Genomic DNA, 23439 nt, shown 5'->3' on the forward strand with positions numbered 1-23439 from the left:
TTAGCAGCTATCATTTAGTTGACTTGAAAAATCATATCGCCCGACTTCAACTTGGCGTCTACTCTCCTTGTTCCTTTTCCCACGACGCCGCTCATGCGGGTTTCATACTCGCTGTCTTTCATCTTTTGGATAGGTATGGGCAGCAGGCTCTGAATACGTCCCCCACTCACCGCGGCATCCAACGTATAGCCCTCCTCCTTCGGCAAAATGAATGTCATATTGCCTCCTGAGTCCGACACTACTCGGGTATCACCCTGTATATGGTCGAATTGCATATCAGTGCCACGTCCTATAACGTCTACAGAACCCTTCACTTCACGAAAGTAAACGGAGCCGTGTTGCGCATTCCCTGTGACCTTACCCGTTATGTCAGTTATGTTGGTATTGCCTGATTGGCTGTTGAGATCAAGATTACCCTGTGAGTGGTCAATATTCACTTTACTAGAGCGGACTACTAGATCAATATTCCCCGTAATGTCGGTCATATATAGACTTCCATACGCGGATTTCGCCGAAAGCTCACCCTTTACATCGACGATCTCCATAAGTCCACTAGTCGAAGAAGCTGAAACATTTCCGTTAATTCCGCTGATTCGTACGGCTCCATCTTCATTCTGGATCGTCACCTTCATGGCATCGGGAATAGAGAGCACATAATCAATCGCTATGAAGTCTTGATCAATCGGCTTGCCATTGGCCTTCGTCACGAGGGTTAGTTGTCCATTCTGGACTTCCTCTTCTACCTTGACAGCGTCTCGTCTGCGATTGGCTGCCTCTTTATCCGCGGCCGTTGCTGTAACTGTATACTGCAACCGAATGTTAGGAGACTCTGAACGCATGACTGATACTTTTCCACTACGACTAGAGAGCAGCACTTCTTTGATGTCTTGCTTCGTGATATCCGATTGAAGCTGAGCTGTTGCCGTAACGGCTCGATTTGCCCCGCTATAGGCATCCTCCTTCTGTTCATTCACGAATTGCCCGCTAAAAGTTTGAAATACATCTTCCTCACGGAAGGACACATCCAGAATCGCGAGTATGAACAGAATGACAACCGAGGCCAGAAGAACACTCCTTTTTTTGTGAAAAGACATCTTCACACCTCCACTTCTTTCTCGAAAATAAAACCATTCAGGGCAATTAACCCGATGCTAAGCAATGCAAGTCCAATAAAAGGACCCGAATGTAAAAAGGCCATATCTGAACCTTCATGTCCAATAACGATCTCTGGCGTCCAAGTCAGCAGGTTAGCTAGCAGCGGGCTGATTCGGAGGACCAACCAGCTGATGCCAAAAAATGCGCTGAGCATCACAAGCCATTTGAACTTTGCAACGAGCTGCCCACATAGGAACGTGAACTGCACGACAATTAAAAAGAACAAAATAACAAAAATGCCGCCCCAAAACATATGAACCGCTAGACTAAGAAGACTCGGGCCTAGATCGGTCCAATCCTCGCTTGCGCCTACTTCATCCCACATGACACGCAGTAGCACGATCGCAAAGCTTGCGCTAATCCATATGGACGTTGCAATGAGTAAAGATAGCACTGCCGCCAGCTTGGCCGTCAACACCTTCCACCCACGAATAGGCAAGGACAAGAGGAGATAAATCGAGTTCGTTTTCCACTCCACATGGAGCTGATAATAACCTGTTCCTATCGCTATGACAGCTAGGAATAAGTACGGAACAAATAGGGATAGCGCGACAGCCGAATCGATATCCAAGGCGGCATTTTTGAATAATAGAAACAAATGCAAAGCAACAACCGCCGCCGCGAAAAAACCGTATAGGGGGAAAATACTCTTTACTTCTTTCCTGATTAGGTTCCAGAATGCCATCTACCCGTACACCTTCTCCCAAATGTTCTCTAACGAACAACCGTACGCCTCACGCAAATTTTCGGTTGAGTCGAATATCGTAATCTGGCCATTCTGTAAAAAAATTACATCATCGAACATGGGCTCGGATTCATTCACGGAATGGGTAGAAAGCACAATCGTCTGCTCATCGGATTGGAACTCACTAATAATCGAGCGAATAATTTTGGCCCGTGATGAGGGATCAATGCCCGAGAACGGCTCGTCCAGCAGAACAAGCGGAACCTTGCGCGACAACGCTGCGATCAGCTTCAACCTAGCCCGCATTCCCTTCGAGAGATTCCGAACCTTCTGATTTTCATCAAGCTCCATCTTTACCAACATGGCTGCTGCTTTATCTTCCTGCCAATCTTGATAAAATCCAGCTATAAACCGCAGTGTTTCCTTCACCGTCATCCACCCATAGAGATGATCAATCTCAGGCAAGTAGGCCACCTGTTGCTTATTGTGCACATCAGGCTTTCTGCCGCCTACGAGGATACTGCCTGAGGTGGGATAGATCAGACCGGCCAGCATCTTGAGCAAAGTTGATTTGCCGCTGCCATTAGGCCCAAGCAATCCAACAATCGTGCCCTTCTTGATCTGAAGATCAATCCCTCTTATGGCTTGTTTCAATAAATATTTCTTATGTATATCCTTCAATTCGATCATGTAAGGATTCTCTGCATTGGACACGGTCTACCCCTCCTTGTTTAACGTATCGCGGAGCATATGCGCCATTTCTTCCGGCTCAATGCCCAAACCGCGCATTTCTTCAATAAATTGCTGCACCGCGGATTGCGCCATTTCAGAACGAATCGATCGCAGAATGGCAGGATCATTCTTGATAAAAGTTCCCTGTCCCCGTAGCGTCTCCGTCAGCCCCTCGCGTTCCATCTCTTGGTAAGCCCGCATGACTGTATTGGGATTCACTTGTAATATTTGTGCTTGTTCCTTGTGGGACGGGATTTTGTCCCCTGGCGAGAGCTCACCTCTGGCTAGCGCCTTCTTGACCTCATCGACCATCTGTAAATAAATCGGTTTCGGGCTGTTAAAATTAAGTTGCACTGTCCTACCCTCCTCTGAACCGCAAACCAGTACACTATTGAACTAGTGCACTATAAGAATATTTCCATTTGTTTGGATTGTCAATGCCTATTTGTGGTATGACCAGGTGGCGAGGCTTTCTCCCCCCCCAACGCATGTAGTCCGAATATATCGAACAACTCGCGCTATTCGCGCCAGCTTTCCTTGATTAGTCCGAGTTTGCCTAACTAAATCGCTTTAAACCGTCATTTACTAAGGAAAACGGCTATTTAATTCTGCAAAATCGAACTAATCGGCCTCTTTCGAGAGGAACCCCTGATTTAATTCGGAGAAATCGGACTAAACGCAGTTCCGGTCTGAGAGAAGTACACAGCTACTTGTGGCGGTAGCATTCCGCACCCCCAAACCCACATGGAACAGCAAAAAAGCTGCCCCACACTGGTTCATGCGGGACAGCTCTATGTTATCTCTGTGGACGTTGTCCGCCACCTTGGGGCGGCATGCCGCCTACGCCTTGTCCGCCAGGACCGCCGCCACCGGGTCCGCCCATCATCCCGCTTCGAGCCGCGGTTACGCCTGTTTCGTTCAGCCACGTGATGAGTGTCGACGTTTTGAAGTCGACGACCTTCGTTCCGCCTTGATACGTACCGCCGTCATAAAGACCTTTCATTGCGGTGCCTGTCGAGGATCCTCCCGAGCTAAGCGTATACGAGGCGTCCTGCTTCAGGTTAGGTGAGCTGATGAACACCGACTGATAGTTCTTCGATGGCGCAAAGGTGATGATCGCGTTGCCTGCGCTATCAGCGAGATGAACCAGCGCGCCTGCTTGCTGTGTCTTCGTGTACGTCATCAGTACGCCGGCTTGCGTGGACTTGTCGGACGTGGCTTGCACCATGCCGGAGCTACCCGCGGCAACAAGGAAGCCGCCTGTCATCACGAAGTTGCCGTCGTAGTCGAGGGAACCGTTGTTGTTCTCCGTCGGTCCGTTGACAATGACCGTACCGCCGCTCATCGTGATGGAGCCGTTCGAATCCAAGCCGTCGCCTTTGGAATCGACGGTTAAGCTGCCGCCGGTAATCGTCAGCATATTGCTCGAATTCGCGCCGGGAGCACCAGCGCCGCCTTCGGCAGTTTCGGCAGCGCCGCTAGAGATGTTCACCCCGTCGTCACTTGCGACAACGCTGGTTTTACCACCCGAGATCACAACCGCAGGCGCCTCGATCCCTTCATTGCTTTGAGCAATATCGATTGTGCCACCTGCGATAGCAATCGATAACTCGGCGTTAATGCCGTCATCGCCAGCGTTAATGTGAAGATCTCCGCCGCTTACGTCAAGTCCGCCGCTGCTATGCAAAGCATCCTCGCCGGATTTGATTGTGAACGACCCTCCTGCAAGGCTGATGTAGCCTTCGGCCCCCTCTTTATCGTTCGATGTTTTGATACCGTGTCCACCTGCATCAATGGTCAAGGTTCCCGCTTGGACAGCGACCAGGTCTCGGCCCATCACGCCATCATCAACAGCTTTAATATCCAGCGTACCTCCCGTTATTTTCAGCTTATCCTTGCTTGTAATTCCGTTATTGTAGTTCCCTTTCACAACCAGCTTTCCTGTTCCATTGATCGTTAGACTGTCTTTGCTGAAAATCGCAGAATTAGGCTCGTCTGTCGCGGCATCAGGATACACATACTTCGTTCCGTCTGAGACTACGTTCGCTGTCCCTTCTTGTAAGCTGATGATCGTTTTGCCCGCTTCTTCGACATAGATCGCCGAAGATGTGCTATTCGAGATCTCCGCTCCGTTTAGAACTAAGCGAACAACTCCCTTATCCTTCACGTTGACTATTATTTGACCGTCGTTCAATTTACCGTTCACTACATACGTTCCTGCCGCCGCGATCGTAATCTTGCTGTCTTTCACCGCTGCGCCCGACCCCTCGATCGTTGCGCTAGTACCCGTCAACGTAATCTTCGTCGGGTTCGCAGAAGCCCAGTCCGTGTAGGCATCCTCAGCCGCATACTCGACCTTCTGGATGACATCCGTAGTCGTCACTTTTCCACTAGAAGCAGTCGTTCCCGTCGTCGTTGCAGCAGTCGCAGTTACGGTATTGGAAGCTCCTTCTGTCGTTTCGTTGCATGCTGCTAGCACAACAGCACATAATAGCAGGACACTTGCGCCTTTCATATTTAAAGGTTTCTTCATTGGGATCTCTTCCTCTCGCTTTTACAAATTTATTAGAATTCAGATGCTGTAGGACTCATCGTTAACGTGATATCTAAATTGCCGTTTCTGCATCTAATGGCGTCTAGGAACTCTTTCTGACTCGTCAAATGGTCAATCGTCACGACGTAGACTAGCTCATATAGGCTGCCTAGTTCAGTTGTTCTTACCTTTTTCAATTCATAAGCAATGTCGAATGTCTTGAAAATCTCATCAAACGCTTCCTCGTACCCCAGGTTCTCCGGGATCGTCACTTTCAATAGCTTCTGAGCGGCTTTCTTAGCACCGAAGTTCGTTACCTTCAGGACAAACATCATTACGCAGAGCACAAGCGTGAATAGAACCGCATAACCAAACGATCCAACGCCGCAGGCCAGGCCTGCCGCCATCGTGAACAAGACGAATGCAATATCCTTCGGATCTCCCGGAGCGCTTCGGAAGCGAATGATGGAGAAAGCGCCAGCAAGGCTGAAGGCTCTAGCGATATTACTGCCGATCAGTAAGATAATGATGGCTACAATGACTGGCAAAACGATCATCGTCAGTGTGAAGCTTTGGGTGTAGTTGATCTGTGTTTTCATATAGGTGAAGCTGATCATAGCGCCTAGCACAATCGCAATAATCAGTGTTAATAAGGCATTCATTAGCGTTAATTCTGTGCCCGCTGTGACTTGTGCAAAAATAGAATCGATCATACTTGGACCCTCTCCCCCGCTATTTGTTCGTATTGATTCATTCGCATTTTCTTGTATTCGTTGCCGTACTTCGAGAAGCTCATTCGAAACATCTGAAGCTCCGATAGCATTTGGGACAGCCAGAGCGGGATCGTCTTCTCCGTCTTTACTTCCATGAGCCACTGCCCACGGGCCATCAGCTGTTCTCCATAGTCACCGCTCTCCAGCTTGAGATCATACCGTCTGGAACGGATATTCGTGTCGAAGGTGATCCGCAAATCTCGGTTATTTTTGCAAAACATCGCAATCCGGTCATACGCCAGATATACCTTCGGCTCCAAAGCATAGCGCTGCAGGAAATATTTAATTTCCTGAATGACTTGCTTGTTCATATACGCCTGGAACTCAGGCTCTATCCCTGATTGTACGAACGCATACGACTCGTTAAGCTTCAGTGCTGTTCTTCTTTTATTCACCAGTCCGAACACCTTCTTCTTCAGCTCCAGATACACTTTTGCATCCTCTTTAGGAACCCCGTAGGCTCGTATTCGCAGCTTCTCTCGGTATTTCGGCTTCGCCAAACTATTTCTAATTAACGAATTATGCTCGGTATCAAAGTAAATATTGCTGATGGAATAGAATTGATCGTTCTTGTTGTAGGCGTCCATCTCCATGTATGCAAGCAGACGATTGTAAATGGTGTAAAAAGCTGTGGTATCCATCAGATACTTATTTTCATATCGGTTAAATACTTCAATTGCCATTCCGGTGTGCCTCCTTCTTGTTCATGTTGCGTGTTGCTCGCTGTTCCATGACTGTATCTTAGCCCCCGAACCTTTAGTGAAACTTAAATATATTATTTTTTCGTAAATCCGCACTAAGGTGCTACTATTAAGGTTGATTAAAGGTTCTCTGCCTATAATGAAGCCATGCCATTTGGAAGCATCGTGACGGCACTAAGGGGGAAACGAACATGAGGATACTAATCGTAGAAGATGAGGTTCATCTTGCCGAGGCTTTAACCCAAATTTTGAAAAAACACAATTACTCGGTTGATGCCGTTCATGATGGCCAGTCTGGGCTGGATAACGCGTTAAGCGGTATATATGATCTTCTTTTGCTCGATATCATGCTGCCTGAGATGGACGGAATTACGATACTAAAAACGCTGCGCGCCAAAGGGATCTCAACACCTGTGATTCTGCTGACGGCGAAGGGTGAAATTTCGGATAAAATCACGGGGTTGGATTACGGCGCCGACGATTATGTGGCCAAACCGTTCTCAACGGAGGAGCTGTTAGCCCGCATACGCGCGGCGTTACGACGCAAAGGCGAGGTGGTACCGGAGGATGCGCTAAAGTTCGGGGACATCGAATTGCATACGGGAAATCTCAAGCTGACGTGCAAGGGGAAGGAGCTTAAGCTGATTTTAAAAGAAAGCGAGCTCCTGGAGCTGCTAATGACGAGAAAGCATGCCGTAACATCGAAGGAACAGATCATCGAGAAGCTATGGGGCTTCGATTCCGAGGTGGAGCATAACAACGTGGAGGTTTATATCTCTTTTTTACGCAAAAAACTGACCTTCCTACACGCGGCGGTCCGAATCTCGACCCTTAGAGGCGTCGGATATGTACTGGAGGAGGTGATGTCCTAATGTTCAGCAAGCTCCGCAACCGATTTCTGATCGTGAATTTGGTTATCATTTCTTGTATCATGCTCCTGTCCTTCGCTACGATTTATTTCATCACCTATCAGAACGTGCGAGCCGACATCGATATGGAGCTGCACCGTGTCTCTGACTTCTACCTGAAGCCTGATGGGAAAAAGGGAAATCCGAAGCTCGGACCTGATGGAGGTCCTCATCAACAAGAAACCAAGGGAACTAGTAACCCACCGCCCGAGCGGTCGGTCTCTTTTCAGCTCCAGGCGGACGCTCAGTGGAACATAACGGCGACGGATTCCCGTTACGACATGGACGCGGCGTTCTACGAGCTTGCCATGAAGAAAGCCGCTTCCAGCAAGTCGGATATCGGCCAGTTCACACTTGACGGCAACCGCTGGGCTTATATGGTGCAAAAGAATGACACCGGCTACTGCGTCGTCTATCTCGACGTCACAGCTCAGCAGAACATCCTCACGAACCTCGTGTATACGTTCTCGCTCGTCGGATTGGTAATGCTGATTGTTATCTTTTTTACAAGTCGGTATTTCGCCAACCGTTCCATCGCTCCGGTCCGAGAAGCGTTCCAGAAACAAAAGCAATTTATCGCTGATGCTTCTCATGAGTTGAAAACGCCGCTAGCCGTCATTAACACCAATGCGGACGTTCTCTTGGCCAATAGTGAAGACACGATTGAGAATCAATCAAAGTGGCTGCACCGTATCAAATCCGAGACGGAACGCATGAGGACGCTCACCAACGATCTCCTCTATCTCACCGAGATGGACGATTCTAGGGAGCGTATGCTTTACAACAGTTTCAATGTGAGTGAATCTGTGGAAAGCGTCCTTCTCACGATGGAAGCCGTCGTGTTCGAGAAGGATATTTCACTGGACTATGCCATTGAGCCTGAATTGAACCTGTATGGCAACAGCGAGCAAATCAAGCAGGTGGTCATGATTCTCTTGGACAATGCGATCAAATACACGCCACCGAAGGGCGCTATTACGCTCACCTTCAAGAAGCATCATAACGATACGCTTCTCACTGTCACGAATACAGGTGAAGGCATCTCGCCTGAGCATGTGGATCGAATATTCGATCGCTTCTACCGCGCGGATCCGTCTCGTTCACGCAAGCATGGCGGCTATGGGCTGGGTTTAGCCATAGCGAAGTCGATTGTTGAGCAGCATAAGGGGAAAATTTATGCGAAAAGCGTGCTGCGCGAGACGACGTCGTTTTATGTGCAGCTTCCTTGATGAGAAAAGGCTGCCCCGTAAGTAGACCCACCCCGATTATTAGACACATCTAACAGTTGGAGTGCAGTTCATACTTGGGGGCAGCCTTCTTCCTATGGTGGCGCATGACAATGCATTGCAACGGAACGTAGGGGCGCTATTTTGACCAAATTGGCCGATTTGCAGCGAGAAGCGGACTATTACTTTTTGATCCACAACGTGTTGAGGAAAACGGTCTTAAAGCCTAACCTTTCCATGTTTGCGTGACTCGTTGAGCCGAATTCCACATCCGTGAACACGGTTGTCATGCCTAATCGAGCTGCATCCGATAGTCTTTGCTTCAGCAGATCTGTTTGGCAGCCTCTGCCGCGGAACGACGGAAAGGTAAAATCATTCGCTATGTATCCCGCTTCCCCGCTTCGGAAAAGTGACCCCATCGCCGCAGGCTCTCCCTCTATGGTCAGCATATAATTGATGAAATTGGGACTGTAGAAATAAGGCTTCGCACGCGCGATCATGTCCTGATTGATTGCCATCTGCCCGTGTGACTTCTTGATCCACTGGATAAATGTCTCCGCACTCGCCTCAGTTACTCGCTCAATGGGATAAGCTGATGTGTACTCCACCGCGTCGACAAGGTGTATCACCATAAAAACCAGTTGTTCCACGGGGACCAAACCTCGCGCGATCAACGCACTAGTCACCTCTTCTGTCATGTGATTCGGTGTCTGATCGAATGAAGGCGGCGCAGTCGGCTCGTATTCGCTGAACAATTCATCAAGATTCTGCAGGCCCTCCGGGCCGAAGCCCTTAATCCGATTATAGTAAGCTGAGGGTTGCCCTGTTGTGTCCCTTAGCAGCGTGCAGTTGCCCACTTGTTTGACTTCAAGCTTTCTTGCCACCGCGGTCAATGACCTGCTTGCGTTCAGCTGTGTGAGCTCCGTTTCAATTTTTTCGATTTGCTCCATATAATCGAAAGGTTTTATGCTAGGCATGGTTGAATTCTCCTTTATGTTCACAATGATCAGCCGATGTCCGGCTTAGATGGGGGTTCTATACGTATGAACAATATCACGCAAGCTTCATCCGCGTCACCTACGGCTTCAATTGCGCCGTGGCTATCTGTGAACAACGTCGCTGCCGCTGCTGAATTCTACAAGTCTGCGTTCGGAGCGAGTGAGTTGTACCGCCTTGAAGAAGATACCGGCCAGATCACCATCATCAACCTGTCCATCCAAGGAGCTGACTTCTGGCTGCAAGATGATCCTAATTTCAACGCTGCGTACGTAAAGCAAGGTTCATTTCGCATGATCGTAACCGTCCACGATCCGGATTCTTTATTCAAACAAGCGCTAGCCGCTGGAGCAACGCAGATTGCACCTATGAATGAAGGCCATGGCTGGCGCATTGGGCGTGTTGTCGATCCTTTTGGCTACCATTGGGAAATTGGCATTCGACTTGGATAGTTCCTTTGCTTCCGGCGGCATGTTCCTGTATAGCCTATTAAAAAGTCCACGCCTCAGAGTAGAGGCATGGACTTTTCTTTACTTAGGGTTATGTTCATGGGTGATGGAGCACTTATTCTGTATAAATTGGATCTGGTTTTCAAGCCGATTGCGCTGTTCTTCCGGGCCTTGAAACTGTTCAAGCTCCTGTATCAAATTGTGCAAATCATCTCCGGCGTTCGCGCAATCATAATTACTTTCTACATTTTCGAGCATATTCCAGCCTCCTCCTGTACGATCAGCGTTATTTTCCACCCTTATTGCTGCTCTGATCCTGTGTTCGCGTGGTTGTATTTTTTCTGGATTGCCCTTGTTGTTTGTGACCTGACATGTTGTTCACACTCCTTGAAATGTAGGTTTGGTTTTAGATAGTGCGAGTTTATTATAAGCAGTTGGCTAAATTTGATACGATAAAAATAAAAGCCTTACAAACGATTGCAATCGTTCGAAGGCCACTATGTATGAGGATGGTTTATACGGTTACCAAAAATTTTATTTGATACGGCTATAGAATCTTCAAGCCCGCTATAAGACGGGCTTGCGGGTATGCATTGTGGAGCTTTACAACCTACTTCTTACCCTTGCCCTCTTTACCTTTTTCCTCTTTTCCTTTACCTTCTTTACCTTCTTTGCCTTCTTTACCTTCTTTACCTTCTTTGCCTTCTTTACCTTCTTTGCCTTCTTTGCCTTCTTTACCTTCTTTGCCTTCTTTACCCTTGCCTTTTTCTTCTTTTTCTTCTTTTCCTTCTTTGCCTTCTTTACCTTTGCCTTTTTCCTCTTGCCCTTTTGCTGCTTCCTTACCTTCCTTACCGCCTTTTTCCTCTTTTTGTCCTTTTTCCTTTGTCTCTTTTGTTGCTTTCGTTTCTGTTGTTGCTTTCGTTTCTGTTGTTTCTTTTACTTCTTGTTCTTTATTGCCATTCTCATTCTTGTGTTCATGGCCGTGTTTACCAGGACCCTTCCCTCCAGGCATATGCATTACCTCCTAATTAATTGTTACATGGTCGGTGAATGGACGCTTTTAATATGCTGAATGTTTGTATAAAAGGTCCTGCCTTCCGCTGTAGTCATGTGGACAATATTGTTTTCAATTTCTTTTAGTAATCCTATCTTACTGGGGGCTCTCCCCAAGTCAAAAACAACTATTTTACCTTCCAGCTTTTTCAGCTGCTCCTCGAAGGAGCGAGATAGGGGCAAATCGGAAGGATTAACAGGAAAAAATTTCTTATCCAGAAGGTAAGGTGTTTGGTAGTCATTATATGGAGTAAGCCATTTCAAATGATTTAACGGTATAAACATCGTTTTGTACACAGGGGAATAAAATTCGAAATAATTCGTCATGACATGGGTAATATAACCATGCACGGGCTGACACCCTGAAACAAAAATTTCTGTAAATACCCCTTTGGAATTCATTAATATTTTCCTATACGAAATTTTGTCACTATGGATTGGCTTTTCAGTAAGCGCAGAGAAATCCGTTGAACTTTTTTTGGTATTCATACTGACATTGAGAATATGAAAAGAAGGAATATAGATATAGCGGTCCCCGTTATATAAAACTAGAATATCTTGCCCTGCATCCACCAGAATACCGGTATGCCATTTATCACCAAGCAATTCAACATCAATAACCTCTCCTAGCTTCTTCTGAAAAAGATCCATCAATGTCCCCCCTCTCATTTCTATAGCCAGCCCGTCCATACATATAAACATAAGAGACTTACAGGAACGACCTTTGGTCCAATTCATAAAATAGATACGCAATTGTTAAGTATACTTTCCAATTTATGCTGCTTAGGCGATAGAGGGAGGGTGAGAGCTGTAAATATCGATCCTGCTAGGGACAGAATGATCAGCATATCTCCCTCTCCTCCCACCTATTAGTCTGATTCAGATACGAGTTATTTTTTTTCGCTATTATCTTGTTTTTTCTCGCTATTATCTTGTTTTTGTTCCTTTTTCTCTTCTTGATTTTCCTTTTTGATACCGTATGACATGCTCTTAATATGAAAGTTAAAAATTGTTACCAATTCATGGTTTACAACCATGGTAATATAATCATCATTTGTATCGGCTAAAACGCCTTGAACACTTTCATGGCCACCACGGTTTACTTGGCACCAAAGATTCTTCATGCCTTTCAACAAACCAACAAAATTGTCAGCTTCCATAACTTTTAATGCTTCAGGATGCGCCGGTGCAGCTGTTAAATACTCTACAGAGTCCTTGGTATTTACTGTGATACTCTTCAGATGACTCGTGTTGTAGTAGATAAGTCCATCCTTCTCATTATAAATACCGACATAATCAAAACCCACTGCAACAATCTCACCTTGTCTCGACTCAGGACCTCCACGATCAAGTCTTACTTGTTTGCCCATTAGCACAGAATATTCAAATGCCATGATAATCATTTCCCCCTTCAGGTAGTGGTTAGTTGTTCTTGCATGATGTATATATACGCACCCGGCAACGGTTTGTACTAAACGAATGACCCGTCTCTTAAAAACTCCACGCTTATCACTAGAGGGTATTTGTACGTGGATATAAACACAGATCCCCTCCGATCAATAGAGAACCAGTTATCTTCTTAGATAAACACTTTCACTATTGACGTGGAGAGGACCTTATTTATTTCCCATAATTACATATTTTTGGTATTGGATATATCAGAAATGCTGCTTAAGGCAACAACATACACGGTATCTCGCGTGGACAATACGACTGTTCCTTCGTTAAGTCCGATCACTGCCGCATTGGATACATCCTTTAATTGTTCGGCTAATGTGTTGAAATCGACCTTCGCTTTACCGACTAGTGGCTTGAACAAATTCATCATAGCTGAGCTTTCGCTGTTATCGGCGCTTTCTGTATCATTCAACATCTTACTATCGAAATCTCCCGCCCATATCTCTAAGCCTGCAATAAGATGAATAGGTACAAAGTGCTCAACTCCGTTGCTTGCAAAATTTAATATACGGTTCTCGGCGGAAATAATTTTCACATTCGAATATTTCCCATTGGAGTAGTCTAATGTGTGCAGCTCTTTCAATTTAATATTCTTGAGTTGATTTAGATGAGTTTGCATGGCATCATTCGCATTGTGGCAGCATTTACAGCCCTCGTTGCTAGACCTATCTTCCTGCTTATGAGGTCCTGGCGGTTTAGGTTTTGGTGGTCCTGGCGGCCTTGGTGGTCCTGGTGGCCCTGATGATCCTGGTGGTCCATCTGGTCCTTTCGGTCCTTCTGGCCCTTCGTGCCCTTTCGGCCCTTCTGGTCCTCTCGGTCCTTTCGGTCCTTCTGGCCCTTCGTGTCCTCTCGGTCCTTTTGGCCCTTCTGGTCCCTTCGGTCCTTGTGGCCCTTGTGGTCCCGCTGGCCCTGCTGGCCCCGCTGGCCCCGCTGGTCCTGCTGGTCCGGCTGGTCCGGCTGGCCCCGGTGGCCCTGGTGGCCCTGGTGGCCCTGCTGGCCCCACTGGTCCCCTAGGGCATCGCTTACAGTGATGTTTTTTACATTTATGCCTTCTTTTTACCTTGTGGCATGCTTTTCTCTTCTTTTTCTTATGCTTCGTACATTTGCATGGCTCTTTCCGTTTGCATATTATGCAAAGTTCCTCTAAGCCACTTTCTTGAGATTGGGAGATGTCAGCCTTCTCCCTTACCTTGTACGGACTAAGTTTAGCAACAACTTTTTCAATACGAAACGTTCTCGTACCAAAAGCTCTAGGATTAAAAAATACTTGCGATCGATTAATAATGACGAACCCCTCCTTTCAGAAATGTAGGCATTTGCTGCTAGGGAACATTTATCTATGTGGGTGTATGCAATAACAGTGTATGAACCTATAAAATAGCCTGTTCTAGTGAAATAGCACATTTTAAAACGATTAGAGATTATAATTGCTATTTAGAAGAAATACGGGCTATACACTAGACCGTTTACGTAGACGTGACATATACATGCAGTATATATATCAATTCAGGCGATCTGTCAGGTGATATACAACTAGTGAGTTATAAAAATATGCTATTCTGGTCCCTATTAAAGTTTATTCCACAAAAAAAAGCCACCCTAATCAGGGCAGCTTTATGTGGCATCTTTTACTAGTGGTTACCTAATCGATTTTCGGAAGTATGCGTGAAAAAGCAGCAATTGTTCTTGCCTCTCATTTTGGCTTCATACATCGCTTGATCCGCACGCTGCAGCAAGGTTTTCCCTTCGGAGCCGTCATTTGGATAAATGGCAACGCCGATACTCGCCGTAACATGAATCTCCATCCCATCTACTTCGCGCAGATCTTGGATAGCTTGAATAATGCTCTGAGCAATTTCTTCCAGCTGCTCCTTACTATCAATGATCTCCAGCAAAACGATAAACTCATCGCCTGCCCACCTGGCGCATACGCCGCGATTCCCTACACACAATTGAAGAATGATCGCAACTTCTTGCAGTAGACGATCCCCTATTTCATGCCCTAACGTATCATTGACCTTCTTAAATCCATCCAAATCCATAAAGAATACGGAAAACGTTGCAATGCTGTCTTTCGCTCGTTCCAATGCTTCCATTAGACGCTCCCCCAGATATCTCCGGTTAGGGAGTCCGGTCAGTTCATCATAATAAACCATCCGCACCTCATCCGTGCGATTATGGAAGCCGAATAAATGGCCGTGGAGTGTCCCATCGACTTCATCGGCAAGCGGACTGACATAACACTCATAATATCTAGTCTTTTCTCCACTCGTAACCATTGAAATTCGCTCGCGAAACGGCTGCATTCGCCCTTTGAAATAGTTCTCAATCATACCAGCCAACGTTCCATGCGCAGACTTCATGCTTACACAGTAATCCGCTAGCTTCTGGCCGTTCAATAGAGGTCTTTCAAACAACTGCTCGAAACGCCGATTCGCAAAAACGACATTCCCCTGAACATCGCACATCACGATCGCCTCATGGCTGGATTCGAGCATGCGTTCGATGATCTCATTTTGTTTGGCAATCTTCCGTTCCGCCAACTGGCTTTCACCGAATAGGACTTTATATCTACTTTCGCTTTCGGTCACTTTGCGATACAGTTCCGTCATGCTTACATACATTTTAGTAAATTCATAAATCATACCCAACAATACCGCATTCGCACATACGAACGTGTTCCATTTGGCCACATACCAGCCGACACTGAACCTGCCCCCACCGCAAAGGACAATGGCTACATCAAGTAATGACGCAAGCAGAGCGACACAAAGCCAGGCCGCGGTCACTGTACTCCCCCGTGTCATCCTATAAAAGAGCACCAGGGCAATCGCACTGAACAACACGATCGGCAATCCAAGCCCATATGTGAACAATGGTTTGAGACTTCCGTTAAGGAAAACAATTGGCATCCGATCATGGAAATACGTTGAAAGAACGGTAAACCCGCTAATAAGAAGAGTTACGGCTAACACTGTTAGCACCGAAACATTCCGGGCCCTCTGTTGGCTTAGCTGTACATCTTTACATTTATATTCAAGCAGTATATATACGAAAATAGCTAACGGGAATCCCACGTGCCAGAATAGATAGATCCAAGGTGCTGTCTGAGTGCCCGCGTGAAACAAGCCTGACGGTGTAAATATGCCAGGGAAAGTCAGTAGATACATCAAGCTCATGCCGCTGGAGAAGAGATACCCCGCAGCAAGCACGATTACGGAAGGTGCTCGGCTGATCCGGAATTGACTGTACAAAACGTAAGCCGTAATTAACTCAAAGCAAATAACCGTCGAAAAGATCGCTGGTTGATACGCTTGCAATTCCAATAGCTTCACTCGGGCATAAGGTATTGAAAGCATCGAAATAAAGCTAACGATTGCACCAATGATGAAGACAAATCTTCGTTGTGAACGATTCGCTGGCATGTTTAATAAGTTATGAACTGCAATTTTAGAAGCTTGAGTAGGGTTCATTTAGGTCTCCAAAAAGAATCGTTTTTATTACATGATTCGACAAAAGATTCCGATCTCCTCTTGTGAAAGAATACCCTCTATTTCCATAAGAAACAAAACAGACCATCCTAAACGTAGGATGGTCTTACTTTTTAAGTTCTTACTCAGCCTCTTGTTGCTGTTGCCCCTGCTCGGTCATATTCTCCGTCGAGGAAACCTCGCAAGCCTGCTCGACTGCCGCTGCAAACTCTGCCTCATTACTCGAACCCAGCTTGTCGCCATACTGGTCAAGCCTGCCTGGCTTCCCTGCTGGTCCGTCATTATCCGGCTTATTATTTCTACCGCTCACATGATCACCTCTTAGCGTAAATGGTTGGGTTGCCAAACGCGTTACCTTGGCATACGCATTAGTGTGTCTCATTTGACCCCAAACCATCCTCAATTGGCTCAGTTCGCGATTTGTCGCCATTCTGGGTATTCATCCAGGTAGCCGTGTTGACTTAACTCTCGTAGCGAATTAAGAATGCTAAGCTCATCCTCGCCCGATTGACTGGTTAATTCTAGCAAGTCATGCAAGTGAATATGCGGGTTCTCTTTGCAAAAGATAAGCAAGCCCTTGGCCGCCCAGGAGAGACGGTCATCTTGAAAATCACCAACCATCCGCTGGAACAGTTTATGTGGCAGAATTCTTAGTTCTACAAGGTCTTGCAATGCCTTTATCGCCTGCTTGTCTGTCATTCGACCAAGCTTGGCAATCTCAGATAGCTGAGGAAAGTTCGACTCAGAGCCAAAGCTTTTCAAAATAATATAGACCATTTGAGAGCATAAATCTAAGCCTGGTTGACGAAAAATATCATCCGAAAGTGTAAAAGTGCGCGCACCCTCGTGTGCTTGTCCGTTAGACATTTCGATGTCCCCCTTTTCATGAATGATCGGAGTTCACCCCACCCAGTTATATCCTACATAAGCTTGCCAGCATTCCGGCCGGCTTGCCGAAATATGTCTTCCAGACTAAAGTTCTTCTGGCTGTTAGTAACCGAGGCATCCCTAGATGCCAGGTCTTCCCTAGGTGCTGTGAAGAAAGTATCATCATCTTCGAACGATTCGATAACATGATTTGGAGCCTCTTCGCCAACCAACGTCGCTAGCGATTGTTCATGAAGGATATGCTTTATCAAAATATCCATAATGCCATGACTAAACATGCCTTCAGCTTTCAACTGGTTCATATACGCAATGACCTCTGGTGGTGTTTCTGTTGGAATGTATAGCGTCACATCCTTACCCGGACTCACCAAAACAGTCGATCTCCGTTTCTTCAATCCGCTCCGCTCCCAGCCTCAGTTTCCTTCTGGGTTTCAATGCTTGCCGCTGCTTCATTATTCGTATGCTTCAAGGCATGCTCCAGCAAAAAGAAAGTACCGCGAGCATTGCGGAATTGACTATACTCTGACTTATCGAATCGGATCGGCAGGCCTAGTTCGGCATTCAATTTCTCGATCCAAGGTTGAAGTACGATCGCCCCGCCACCGATAAACCAAAACTCATTGGCATAACGTACATGTTTCCATGAGTTACGGGCGTATTTTAACACCTTTTCGGCTAGGATACGCATGTGACGGTTTACGAGGTTCGTCATATCAAAAGCAACTTTACCCTCAGCGTAAATTTCATACTCCTTGTTGACTAGCATGAGTGTCAGTTCCGCTGTGCTGGAGATTAACTCCTCGCCTTGGGCATTGATCTCATTTCGGATGCTTTCCAATGCATCGTTTAAGTAGATTTTGGCACCCGTGGAATGCCGTTGATCCAGATCTAGCCCCGGTCTAAAAAACGCGATATCCATATCGACACCGCCTACATCCGCTATACCGAAGCCTTTATGTGACAACTGTGACTTGGAAGTGGCTTCCATGTCATAAACACCTGATACGTCATCAATGCTAATATCCGATGGCAGCGTAAACTCCATCTCCACCGTTACTCCTTTAAATCCTGGGGTCGTAACAAACGTGATGGAATGAACACCCCCTGTTATTTTATGAGCAAATTCTTCGCTGAACTTCGTGATCTCTCTGATAGGCAGTCCCGTTCCTAGGTGTACAGTAGCCTTAATGCGATTCTTGCCGCGTTTAATTGCAGCCTCATGCTTCATAGCAATGGCATATGCCGCAGCCGTTAGGAGGGTAACCATCGTTTCCGGCCGCTGGGCCTTCTTTTGAACGGCTTTATCTCCTACAATCTCATGAACGATCCCTTCGTCCCCGATAGCCAAATTTCCAACGTAGACATGACGGTATTGCTCCGTATCAATCGACGGTGAAGTGATCTGCACATCTAAGAAGTCCAAAGGATCTCCTTGTTCCATCAACAGGAAGCGCTCCCCAAACGGTTGTGCGACAACATTAGGGAAAATAAAGCTGTTGTTCAAATCGTCATAGATGCCTTTAATATGACTACTGCCGTTATCAATGGACAAGTGAATGGTTGTGGTAAGAATATCCTGTTTGGCCATGTCTATTTCCTCTCCCAACCTATTTGAGATAGTATAATAGATTCGGATTGGGGAAGAGATTTAGGAGGGTTATTAGGAATTTTTAACAAATTTGATTTGAGAGAGGGAGTAAAGTTTAGAGTTTAAAAGTTAGAGTTTGAAGTTTAAAGTTTAAACTTTAACCTTTAACATTTGGAGTTTGAAGTTGATGTGTTTTTGATAGCTTTAAGATGCAGCAGCGGTACAAAAAGAAGAACCACCAAGCTGCAGTCGCAAGGTGGTTGAATTCCGTACACTCTCTACCTCTCAAACCGGAACCATCCAAAATCAAAATGGCTTCCTGGCAGAAAGATAAACGTCACTATTTGATAGCAAAGCAATTGAGAGAGGCTCCATAACTTTAGTATTGTCCTTTAATAACAAAAAACGAGCCCCGTATTGTTCCAGCTAGTTTAGACTTCTGTCTAGCAAACTTAAACTTCGCTTCTAACTCCTTTGGTATCTCCATCCCCTCAGAAAGCTTAAAACCAACAGCCCGCTTCTTAGGGTCATCAACCGTATACATGACATTGATAGAAAGACCATCCTCATAAAAGACGTAGGTAAATTGGATATTTTCCACTTGAAAACGCGACGTTTCTAACGGTTTGGCCGCAAACGCAATATCACGTTCTTGCAAAATGCGGTTCACATAATCAAGGTTCTCTTGACTTTCGCTAGCTGGTACAACCGTAAATTCATGCTCGTATTTGTTCATAAAGTAACGGGCTTCATTAGCTCGTAAACCTGCAAGCGCTTCTACTACAGGTGAAGACTCCAAACCTACCGTAGACACATTTTTAAAATCAACGATATACGACATTTCCATCCCTCGTTTTCTCTCACTATTTTCTAAAAACAGAAATTTAATCTTCTTTATCTACCAAATATTATACCAAAAAATGATTCAATATAAACGTTCTCGTTTTGGATCTGATAAACCCCGTTGTTTCCGCCCAATAAAAATTGCGTCATTTTTGATAAGGTTCCCGTAACAGGGCCAACAAACCAATTCCCTATTTTCCTAATCGAAACGTATTTTATCCCGAATGCTCTTAATTTGGCTCTTTATTGTATTGATTGATTTGGTTAATTTCTGTGCGATTTGAGAATTATTTAATCCTTGTTTTCTCAATTGATATACTTCCCGTTCCATAGGTGTTAATAAGGATAGCTGAAGCTCCGTGCGAATGGCATCAGCTATGTCAGCATGCAGGGGGGATCTGCCTAGATAAGCCTCTCTTATTGCTGATATTAGAATGGAATAGTCTGACTTCACAATATAATTAGTTGCCCCTTTGCGGAAGCTTTCGATAATAATATCCGATTCATGGAAAGACGTGAGCATAATTATTTTCGTTCTGTTATTCGTGAGATGATGAATTAATCGTGTCGCTTCAATTCCATCTAACTGATCCTCGGTTAAATTAATGTCCATCAACACAACATCTACATCCTGCTGCTGAACTATTAGTAATGCTTCTTCTTTACTAGCCACTGATGACACAACCCTAATATCCAGCTCTTCATTTAAATCTTGTCTCAATTGCTCCCGCCAAAATGGATCATCATCCACAATCAGGACACGAATCATTGTATTATCTCTCCTATAAAATAGTTTCTCGGAAAACAAATGGCAAAGGTCGTACCTTTATTGATTTCTGAGTACGTAATTTTAATAGTGCCTGAATGCTTTCTTATGACTGAATGGCAGTAGCTTAACCCCAATCCAAAGTGATTGGTATGGTTTTTAGTTGTGTAAAACGGTTCAAACACTTTGTTGAATTGCCCTTTAGGGATCCCTTTTCCATTATCTTGAATTTCTATGATAACTTTGCGTTTGGTTGAAGTCATTCTGATTTTTAATATTCCTTCGCCGGGTCTCATCGCGTCGATGGCATTCATACACAGGTTAAATAACGCTTCTTGCAGATGAACTGGATCGCAGTTGAATGTAATGTCCCGATCAAATTCCTCTATCTTCTGAATGTGATGTTTTTCTAAATAGGCATCTAGCTGAGAAATCACCGATTCCAGAACGGTGTGCAGCGACTGTTCCGACTTGATAATTGAGATCTCTCCTGTTTTATCTTGGATGCGTTTGATCATTTGTTGCAAATGATTGGTGACCTGTGGAATTCGATCAAGCAGTTCCTCGATTTGATCGGCATTGTTTGACTGAAGCCGGCCTTTTATTCTTCCAACTAAATAATCCATCTTCCCCAATTCATTCTTAATCGCGTGATTTAGAATAGCTGTACCAGATTTTATTGCCATTATCGAACTTTCAAATCGCTGCTTCTCAATATACAATTTAATTCCGAATTTGCCGTACTTCACAGCGAAGTAAACAAATATAAAGATCATTGATAAGGCAATAGAATTATAGTACTCGTTAATATTATGAATCTTTAGAAATCCGCTTTCGAGAAGAGGCTGCTCAATTCCCGTATCAGGTGTTTCATTAAATATAAAAAAGAGGATGGGAACTAAAAGCAAGGGTACGAAACTTATGATCAATAACCGAGTTCGATTAATACCAATACCCGAGCCTTTCACTTGCCTCAATATCACTCCAATAAACAGAAATCCAAATAATAGTGAACCCGCGGCATTAAGCCAAAACCAATTGTAACTATAATAAAGGGAAGGAACGATTTGGAAATAATATACAAGAAGAATAACTCCAATCGTTCGTGAGATTAAATCCTTAAAAGCAATACATCCCATTATCACTATATATGGAAACAAAAAAACGTACGAATAGTAGCAAAAAAATACAAATAATACAATCGCTTCAATTTGAATTGTTGGATACGAAGTGGCTCGTAAAAAGGGCAGTATGTACAATTGGAAACAACTTGCTACTTGCTGCAATTCGATGAGAATTAGACATGCACTCATCCAACGGGTAAAAAGATACCGATCATTCCTACGCCATAACCTTACGGTTAGATACATAAGAATCACGATTTCGATTAGACGAGGCAACATGGGCCTCCCTCCCGTCACTCGGATTGAATAGGGGTGAAAAAAGTTCATTCTCCCTCTTTCTTTGCTCCTGACTTATAATTCAATTGTATCGAAATTATATCTTTCAACAATGATCATCTCACAAGTAGTCATGCTTCATTCTTACTAAAGTATTATAGTTGTATTTTTTTATGTCATACCATTCATTTTTCATTAGGGGGGGATTCAACGAATAAACATCAAATATCTGTTTCCGACATGTAATTATTATGGATTAACTTAAGGATTGGGAGGGATGGTGTCTATGACCTTGAATCAAGTCATTCGAGCATTCTCAGTTGTCGGTATCATTGGTGCAATCGTGGGTTTGTGTGCAATCACATATGGTTATATTGATCCCCACACGAATATTACTCATATTATGGTTACAATTGCATCTATTCCGGTATTTCTAGGAATAATTAGCACTTATCTGATTCAATCCAAGGAACTAGGTAAATTTGGTTTATTTAGTTTCATTATAATGTTCGCAGGTTTCATGTTAGCTTTTGGAATTATTTGGACCACTTCTTTCGCTAAACCGGTCATTGAATCTCTAGATCCCTCACTTGCTTTAGTGAATGCAAATTTACCATCCCCATTAATTGAAGGGATGGTTAGCTCTTTCATGACGTTCAATCTAGGGATGCTCTTATACGGTATTTCAATTCTAACATCTAGTAAAATATCACGATGGTCAGGACTTCTATTTATTATTGGAGTTGTTGCAAATTTTGCCCCTCCTCCGGACGATAAGGCTTGGTATTTCATCTATATTGCTGTGGCCTGGATTTGTTGGAAAGCATGGTCACGACTACCGGCAACCGATCAGAAGTTATCAGCAGGAGAATAACCGCCAGAGAAAAACTAAAAGACTTGATTAGCTTGAATACATGCTAATCAAGTCTTTGTTTTCATAATCGTTACCGTAACCGCATTAGGCGTCAAACGTTGTTTACAAACATTCATTTGTAAATAAAAACTCTTTAAAATTAACCTCATTTAGTAGAACTTCTTCATTTACAAGGTTTCCACGAGCATCATAAATATATTTATACATTCGTAAATTTTCTATCAAGTTTCTCGTTATTTTATCATAATTGTATTCTAATTCAGTTCTACAAGTATACTGCCGATGAAGATTTTCTCTGAGGAATGCAGGATGTAAAGATAGGTATAAAGGCGTTTTCTCTAATTCTAAAAATTCCTTCATGGATGGGATTAAAGAATATTCACTTCCTTCAATATCTATTTTAATGAAACTCAAATCCTTGATCCTATATTTATTAATTAATTCATGTATAGTGATGCTATCTACGGTACATGAATTATCTGAAATAGTTGGAATAAGACTAGGGGTGGAGTCACCGTATTCACTTCTTATAAATAAATTAGTAGTTCCCGTTTTTTCAGATAATGCGGCATTGACAGGAGTTACCTTTGAAGAGATTGGAGAATTTAAAGTCAGATTTTCATTCAATTCTCCAAAAGCAACTGGATCAGGCTCGACAGCGTAGACATGCTTGGCTAAGTGTGCTCCATATAAAACCGTAGGTCCAACCCAAGCTCCTATATCAAGATAGTTGTGATTTTCATTTAGAAATCTGTCCAGCATGTTAAATGTACATTCTTCCCAACTATTCTTATTTATTAGATTCCATACTGCAGTACTTTGTGGTTTAACTACTACGTCAAACTTAGCTTTGTTTTTAGAAATAGACATTACAGCATTAGTCATCGGTCACATCTCCTTAACTACTTGAATCGCGTCAT

Annotated in this window: 27 protein-coding genes; 5 read left to right on the forward strand and 22 right to left on the reverse strand. The window is 44.5% G+C overall.

Translation table 11 applies throughout. The features are described from left to right. Positions 1-14: 14 nt before the first annotated feature. From AC58QC_RS27565 to AC58QC_RS27595, 7 genes are all read right to left on the reverse strand, one after another. Positions 15-1094 carry a DUF4097 family beta strand repeat-containing protein gene (locus tag AC58QC_RS27565; protein ID WP_497418247.1) on the reverse strand — a complete coding sequence of 360 codons (1080 nt, stop codon included), beginning with the start codon at positions 1092-1094 and terminating at the stop codon, positions 15-17. 2 nt (positions 1095-1096) lie between these two features. Next, positions 1097-1840: a hypothetical protein gene (locus AC58QC_RS27570; protein WP_497418248.1), complete on the reverse strand. Its 744-nt coding sequence runs from the start codon at positions 1838-1840 to the stop codon at positions 1097-1099. Beyond that, positions 1841-2554, reverse strand: a complete 714-nt coding sequence (locus AC58QC_RS27575) for an ABC transporter ATP-binding protein (RefSeq protein ID WP_497418249.1) — start codon at positions 2552-2554, stop codon at positions 1841-1843. Between the two features lie 3 nt (positions 2555-2557). After that, complete coding sequence (locus AC58QC_RS27580; protein ID WP_497418250.1) at positions 2558-2926, reverse strand: GntR family transcriptional regulator; 369 nt, start codon at positions 2924-2926, stop codon at positions 2558-2560. A gap of 442 nt (positions 2927-3368) precedes the next feature. Continuing rightward, positions 3369-5105, reverse strand: a complete 1737-nt coding sequence (locus tag AC58QC_RS27585) for a carbohydrate-binding domain-containing protein (RefSeq protein WP_497418251.1) — start codon at positions 5103-5105, stop codon at positions 3369-3371. 32 nt (positions 5106-5137) lie between these two features. Beyond that, positions 5138-5818, reverse strand: coding sequence for a DUF4956 domain-containing protein (locus AC58QC_RS27590; protein ID WP_497418252.1), 681 nt, complete (start codon positions 5816-5818; stop codon positions 5138-5140). Continuing rightward, positions 5815-6561, reverse strand: a complete 747-nt coding sequence (locus tag AC58QC_RS27595; protein ID WP_497418253.1) for a polyphosphate polymerase domain-containing protein — start codon at positions 6559-6561, stop codon at positions 5815-5817. The genes AC58QC_RS27590 and AC58QC_RS27595 overlap by 4 nt, the downstream gene beginning before the upstream one ends. A 209-nt stretch (positions 6562-6770) precedes the next feature. Between AC58QC_RS27595 and AC58QC_RS27600 the strand changes: the two genes are divergently transcribed. Further along, positions 6771-7451 carry a response regulator transcription factor gene (locus tag AC58QC_RS27600; protein ID WP_497418254.1) on the forward strand — a complete coding sequence of 227 codons (681 nt, stop codon included), beginning with the start codon at positions 6771-6773 and terminating at the stop codon, positions 7449-7451. Beyond that, entirely contained in the window at positions 7451-8716 is a 1266-nt protein-coding gene (locus tag AC58QC_RS27605; RefSeq protein WP_497418255.1) for a sensor histidine kinase, read from the forward strand. Before AC58QC_RS27600 ends, AC58QC_RS27605 begins: the two co-directional genes overlap by 1 nt. Positions 8717-8895: 179 nt before the next feature. Here AC58QC_RS27605 and AC58QC_RS27610 read toward each other — a convergent pair whose 3' ends face one another. Next, entirely contained in the window at positions 8896-9690 is a 795-nt protein-coding gene (locus tag AC58QC_RS27610) for a GNAT family N-acetyltransferase (RefSeq protein ID WP_497418256.1), read from the reverse strand. 66 nt (positions 9691-9756) lie between these two features. Between AC58QC_RS27610 and AC58QC_RS27615 the strand changes: the two genes are divergently transcribed. Continuing rightward, positions 9757-10161, forward strand: a complete 405-nt coding sequence (locus AC58QC_RS27615; protein WP_497418257.1) for a VOC family protein — start codon at positions 9757-9759, stop codon at positions 10159-10161. 78 nt (positions 10162-10239) lie between these two features. Here the strand turns inward: AC58QC_RS27615 and AC58QC_RS27620 are convergent, their stop codons facing one another. The 5 genes from AC58QC_RS27620 to AC58QC_RS27640 all read right to left on the reverse strand — a co-directional run bounded on the left by AC58QC_RS27620 (position 10240) and on the right by AC58QC_RS27640 (position 13288). Further along, the gene (locus AC58QC_RS27620; protein WP_497418258.1) at positions 10240-10416 is read right to left on the reverse strand and encodes a DUF2524 domain-containing protein; all 177 of its coding nucleotides are present in this window, start codon (positions 10414-10416) and stop codon (positions 10240-10242) included. A gap of 352 nt (positions 10417-10768) precedes the next feature. Continuing rightward, on the reverse strand, positions 10769-11170 hold the full coding sequence (locus AC58QC_RS27625) for a hypothetical protein (RefSeq protein WP_497418259.1): 402 nt from the start codon (positions 11168-11170) through the stop codon (positions 10769-10771). Positions 11171-11193: 23 nt separating this feature from the next. Next, on the reverse strand, positions 11194-11862 hold the full coding sequence (locus AC58QC_RS27630) for a YwrJ family protein (RefSeq protein WP_497418260.1): 669 nt from the start codon (positions 11860-11862) through the stop codon (positions 11194-11196). A gap of 239 nt (positions 11863-12101) precedes the next feature. Continuing rightward, a complete protein-coding gene (locus AC58QC_RS27635; protein ID WP_497418261.1) occupies positions 12102-12605 on the reverse strand; it encodes a hypothetical protein in 504 nt (167 codons plus the stop codon). A gap of 239 nt (positions 12606-12844) precedes the next feature. Beyond that, positions 12845-13288 carry a hypothetical protein gene (locus AC58QC_RS27640; protein ID WP_497418262.1) on the reverse strand — a complete coding sequence of 148 codons (444 nt, stop codon included), beginning with the start codon at positions 13286-13288 and terminating at the stop codon, positions 12845-12847. Between the two features lie 83 nt (positions 13289-13371). Here AC58QC_RS27640 and AC58QC_RS27645 point away from each other — a divergent pair, with 83 nt between their 5' ends. Further along, positions 13372-13683 carry a hypothetical protein gene (locus AC58QC_RS27645; protein WP_497418263.1) on the forward strand — a complete coding sequence of 104 codons (312 nt, stop codon included), beginning with the start codon at positions 13372-13374 and terminating at the stop codon, positions 13681-13683. Positions 13684-14300: 617 nt separating this feature from the next. Here AC58QC_RS27645 and AC58QC_RS27650 read toward each other — a convergent pair. The 8 genes from AC58QC_RS27650 to AC58QC_RS27685 form a co-directional block, all read right to left on the reverse strand. Then, positions 14301-16142 carry a diguanylate cyclase domain-containing protein gene (locus AC58QC_RS27650; RefSeq protein ID WP_497418264.1) on the reverse strand — a complete coding sequence of 614 codons (1842 nt, stop codon included), beginning with the start codon at positions 16140-16142 and terminating at the stop codon, positions 14301-14303. 139 nt (positions 16143-16281) lie between these two features. Next, positions 16282-16542, reverse strand: a complete 261-nt coding sequence (locus tag AC58QC_RS27655) for a hypothetical protein (RefSeq protein ID WP_497418265.1) — start codon at positions 16540-16542, stop codon at positions 16282-16284. A 26-nt stretch (positions 16543-16568) separates the two neighbouring features. Further along, positions 16569-17027 (reverse strand): hypothetical protein, encoded by a 459-nt coding sequence (locus AC58QC_RS27660; RefSeq protein WP_497418266.1) that lies wholly within the window; start codon positions 17025-17027, stop codon positions 16569-16571. 53 nt (positions 17028-17080) lie between these two features. Beyond that, entirely contained in the window at positions 17081-17443 is a 363-nt protein-coding gene (locus tag AC58QC_RS27665) for a hypothetical protein (RefSeq protein WP_497418267.1), read from the reverse strand. Next, positions 17440-18636: an Alp7A family actin-like protein gene (locus AC58QC_RS27670; RefSeq protein WP_497418268.1), complete on the reverse strand. Its 1197-nt coding sequence runs from the start codon at positions 18634-18636 to the stop codon at positions 17440-17442. The genes AC58QC_RS27665 and AC58QC_RS27670 overlap by 4 nt, the downstream gene beginning before the upstream one ends. A 379-nt stretch (positions 18637-19015) precedes the next feature. Continuing rightward, positions 19016-19477 (reverse strand): DUF8821 family protein, encoded by a 462-nt coding sequence (locus tag AC58QC_RS27675; protein ID WP_497418269.1) that lies wholly within the window; start codon positions 19475-19477, stop codon positions 19016-19018. A 201-nt stretch (positions 19478-19678) separates the two neighbouring features. Beyond that, complete coding sequence (locus AC58QC_RS27680; RefSeq protein ID WP_497418270.1) at positions 19679-20248, reverse strand: response regulator; 570 nt, start codon at positions 20246-20248, stop codon at positions 19679-19681. Further along, complete coding sequence (locus tag AC58QC_RS27685) at positions 20245-20931, reverse strand: sensor histidine kinase (RefSeq protein ID WP_497418271.1); 687 nt, start codon at positions 20929-20931, stop codon at positions 20245-20247. The genes AC58QC_RS27680 and AC58QC_RS27685 overlap by 4 nt, the downstream gene beginning before the upstream one ends. Positions 20932-21931: 1000 nt before the next feature. On the opposite strand from AC58QC_RS27685, the gene AC58QC_RS27690 reads away from it, so the two are divergent. Continuing rightward, positions 21932-22519 (forward strand): hypothetical protein, encoded by a 588-nt coding sequence (locus tag AC58QC_RS27690; RefSeq protein WP_497418272.1) that lies wholly within the window; start codon positions 21932-21934, stop codon positions 22517-22519. A gap of 102 nt (positions 22520-22621) precedes the next feature. Here the strand turns inward: AC58QC_RS27690 and AC58QC_RS27695 are convergent, their stop codons facing one another. Further along, entirely contained in the window at positions 22622-23404 is a 783-nt protein-coding gene (locus tag AC58QC_RS27695) for an FkbM family methyltransferase (RefSeq protein ID WP_497418273.1), read from the reverse strand. Positions 23405-23439: the final 35 nt, after the last annotated feature.

The organism is Paenibacillus sp. J22P51 (assembly GCF_059692215.1).

Bases quoted from the DNA above. Each gene is read 5' to 3' on its own strand.
- AC58QC_RS27660 (WP_497418266.1), bottom strand. From the start codon at position 17,027: ATGTCTAACGGACAAGCACACGAGGGTGCGCGCACTTTTACACTTTCG.
- AC58QC_RS27625 (WP_497418259.1), bottom strand. From the start codon at position 11,170: ATGCCTGGAGGGAAGGGTCCTGGTAAACACGGCCATGAACACAAGAAT.
- AC58QC_RS27620 (WP_497418258.1), bottom strand. From the start codon at position 10,416: ATGCTCGAAAATGTAGAAAGTAATTATGATTGCGCGAACGCCGGAGAT.
- AC58QC_RS27600 (WP_497418254.1), top strand. From the start codon at position 6,771: ATGAGGATACTAATCGTAGAAGATGAGGTTCATCTTGCCGAGGCTTTA.
- AC58QC_RS27680 (WP_497418270.1), bottom strand. From the start codon at position 20,248: ATGATTCGTGTCCTGATTGTGGATGATGATCCATTTTGGCGGGAGCAA.
- AC58QC_RS27675 (WP_497418269.1), bottom strand. From the start codon at position 19,477: ATGTCGTATATCGTTGATTTTAAAAATGTGTCTACGGTAGGTTTGGAG.
- AC58QC_RS27655 (WP_497418265.1), bottom strand. From the start codon at position 16,542: ATGAGACACACTAATGCGTATGCCAAGGTAACGCGTTTGGCAACCCAA.
- AC58QC_RS27690 (WP_497418272.1), top strand. From the start codon at position 21,932: ATGACCTTGAATCAAGTCATTCGAGCATTCTCAGTTGTCGGTATCATT.
- AC58QC_RS27605 (WP_497418255.1), top strand. From the start codon at position 7,451: ATGTTCAGCAAGCTCCGCAACCGATTTCTGATCGTGAATTTGGTTATC.
- AC58QC_RS27565 (WP_497418247.1), bottom strand. From the start codon at position 1,094: ATGTCTTTTCACAAAAAAAGGAGTGTTCTTCTGGCCTCGGTTGTCATT.
- AC58QC_RS27630 (WP_497418260.1), bottom strand. From the start codon at position 11,862: ATGGATCTTTTTCAGAAGAAGCTAGGAGAGGTTATTGATGTTGAATTG.
- AC58QC_RS27670 (WP_497418268.1), bottom strand. From the start codon at position 18,636: ATGGCCAAACAGGATATTCTTACCACAACCATTCACTTGTCCATTGAT.
- AC58QC_RS27595 (WP_497418253.1), bottom strand. From the start codon at position 6,561: ATGGCAATTGAAGTATTTAACCGATATGAAAATAAGTATCTGATGGAT.
- AC58QC_RS27590 (WP_497418252.1), bottom strand. From the start codon at position 5,818: ATGATCGATTCTATTTTTGCACAAGTCACAGCGGGCACAGAATTAACG.
- AC58QC_RS27615 (WP_497418257.1), top strand. From the start codon at position 9,757: ATGAACAATATCACGCAAGCTTCATCCGCGTCACCTACGGCTTCAATT.
- AC58QC_RS27610 (WP_497418256.1), bottom strand. From the start codon at position 9,690: ATGCCTAGCATAAAACCTTTCGATTATATGGAGCAAATCGAAAAAATT.
- AC58QC_RS27650 (WP_497418264.1), bottom strand. From the start codon at position 16,142: ATGAACCCTACTCAAGCTTCTAAAATTGCAGTTCATAACTTATTAAAC.
- AC58QC_RS27640 (WP_497418262.1), bottom strand. From the start codon at position 13,288: ATGCAAACTCATCTAAATCAACTCAAGAATATTAAATTGAAAGAGCTG.
- AC58QC_RS27570 (WP_497418248.1), bottom strand. From the start codon at position 1,840: ATGGCATTCTGGAACCTAATCAGGAAAGAAGTAAAGAGTATTTTCCCC.
- AC58QC_RS27585 (WP_497418251.1), bottom strand. From the start codon at position 5,105: ATGAAGAAACCTTTAAATATGAAAGGCGCAAGTGTCCTGCTATTATGT.
- AC58QC_RS27685 (WP_497418271.1), bottom strand. From the start codon at position 20,931: ATGGCAATAAAATCTGGTACAGCTATTCTAAATCACGCGATTAAGAAT.
- AC58QC_RS27635 (WP_497418261.1), bottom strand. From the start codon at position 12,605: ATGGCATTTGAATATTCTGTGCTAATGGGCAAACAAGTAAGACTTGAT.
- AC58QC_RS27695 (WP_497418273.1), bottom strand. From the start codon at position 23,404: ATGACTAATGCTGTAATGTCTATTTCTAAAAACAAAGCTAAGTTTGAC.